At 47.1% G+C, this 2180-nt stretch carries 2 protein-coding genes; both read right to left on the reverse strand.

Going from position 1 to position 2180, the window contains the following annotated elements; all coding sequences use genetic code 11:
* Nucleotides 1-1140, reverse strand: a 1140-nt coding sequence (locus LD39_RS19115; RefSeq protein WP_035551917.1) for a thiamine pyrophosphate-binding protein, incomplete at its 3' end; no start/stop codon positions are given.
* Nucleotides 1137-2180, reverse strand: a 1044-nt coding sequence (locus LD39_RS19120) for an aminotransferase class I/II-fold pyridoxal phosphate-dependent enzyme (RefSeq protein WP_035551920.1), incomplete at its 5' end; no start/stop codon positions are given. The genes LD39_RS19115 and LD39_RS19120, both read right to left, overlap by 4 nt.

The raw sequence follows: 2180 nt of genomic DNA on the forward strand, positions 1-2180 counted from the left end.
AAAATTTCCGGCATCATTCGTAAGGATGGCGTCAGAAGGCAAGTGCTTCTGAAGAATTGAAATAAATTGTTTGTTGACGGTATTGTTTTCGGCTAATGATTTCCTATAGACCTGTCTTCGCTTCTCAGCCCAGGCTTCCCACTTTGGCTTAACCTTCAATGTTAAGAGGGCTCCCAGTGCCTCTCTGGCATCAGCCACAATCCCTACTTTTGGAGCGTACACTTTTCCTAATGTTTCATAGTCGATATCTATATGAACGAGCGTCTGCTCTTTGGAAAGAATCGAATAATCCTGAGTTGTTACTTCTGACAGTCTTGTCCCAATCGCAAGGATGGTGTCGGCTTCTTTTACCGATTGTAAAAGATCCGTCCGCATCCCCAGCCCCAAATGTCCGACATACAGCTGGTGATCGTTCGGAAACACATCATGCCTGCGAAAGGCAGCCATCACTGGAAGATTGTATTTCTCCGCGAAGTTCTGAAGAGCCGCTTCCGCTCCTGCATTTTTGACACCACCACCAGCGACAATCAATGGGCGGTGTGCTTCACCTAACAGTGCTTCCACTTTAAATAGTTCTTGAAATGATGGTCTTGGCTTTGGCCTGCTGGCTGTCGGGCCAAATTCCATCTCGGCTTCTTTTTTCAAAACATCCTCAGGCAAAGATAAAACGACAGGGCCAGGACGGCCGGTCTGAGCAATTCTCAAGGCACGCTGCACAAGTTCCGGCACACGCGGCGGTTCGCGAATTTCAGCTACCCACTTCGCAATTGGCCGGAAGAATGCTTCTAAGTCCACCTCTTGAAACCCCTCGCGCCCACTAAAACTGCTGTGGACTTGTCCTAATAAAACAACTAAGGGAGTGGAGTCCTGATAAGCGGTATGCACACCGATCGTCAGGTTGGATGCACCTACCCCACGGGTTGCCATGACGACGCCAGGTTTCCCGCTTGCTTTAGCAAACCCTTCCGCCATAAAGGATGCGCCCCCTTCATGTCTTGCTGAAATCAGCTCCATGTCCGGTTCGTCTCTGATCGCATCCATCACAGGAAGATAACTCTCCCCCGGTACACAAAATACTTTCGAAATGCCTTCAAGCCGAAGGCATTCAACGATGGCCTGGGCACTTGTAAGTCGACTCATGAGGTAGCCCCTCCCCTCTTCATATTTTTCATTCGATCCACCGCTTCATTTAATCTTGTTGTCGGAACAGATAAAGAGATCCGAATATAGCCTTCCCCTCTCTGTCCGAAGGCTGTCCCAGGCGTCAGGATGACTCCAGCTTTTTCGAGGACGAATTCAGCAAAGCCTTGCGACGTATATCCTGCCGGAACTTTCGCCCATAGAAAAAAGGTCCCTTTCGTTCTCTCTGCTTCCATCCCTAACTCTTGTAACGCAGAAAGAACGAATTCCATCCGCTTCTGATAGATCTCATTATTCTGATTGACAGAGGTGAAATCACTGGTGAGTGCTGTTGCTCCCGCTTTCTGAATCGCTAGAAACTGGCTTGTATCCGTATTACTTTTGACGATGGTTAACGAACGAATAAGCTCTTTATTCCCAACGACATATCCGATTCTCCACCCCGTCATATTGAAGCTCTTGGATAATGATCCGAACTCCACCCCAATCTCCTTGGCACCAGGCACTTGTAAGAGACTTGGAGATTCATAGCCTCGGAATGTGACTAAATCATAGGCCGCATCATGAGCAATACAAAGTTGATTGTTTTTCGCAAATTCTACAGCCTCTATGAACGTATCCAGCTCGACTGTCGCTCCAGTAGGGTTATTCGGATAGTTTAATAACATCAGCTTGGCCCGTTCTAAATCATGAACGGGGATTTTCTCGAAATCAGGCACGTAGCCTTTTGTTTCATTCAAAGGAAAAGGAACACTATGACCGTGTGCCAAATGAACAGCGGATTGATAAACAGGATAACCAGGATCCGGAAGCAGTACCCCATCACCAGGGTTAATCACCGCATGTATCAGGTGAGCTATCCCTTCTTTTGAACCGATTAGCGTCAGAACCTCTGTATCAGGATTCAGATCGACTTGATAGTTTTTTTGATAAAAGGAAGCAACTGCTTCTCTGAATTCCTGACAGCCCCCATAGGGAGAGTATTTATGATTTTCTGGCTTATTCGCTTCTTCTGTTAACCGCTTGATGATAAAAGATGG

The organism is Halobacillus sp. BBL2006 (assembly GCF_000786645.1).
Lineage (GTDB): Bacteria > Bacillota > Bacilli > Bacillales > Halobacillaceae > Halobacillus.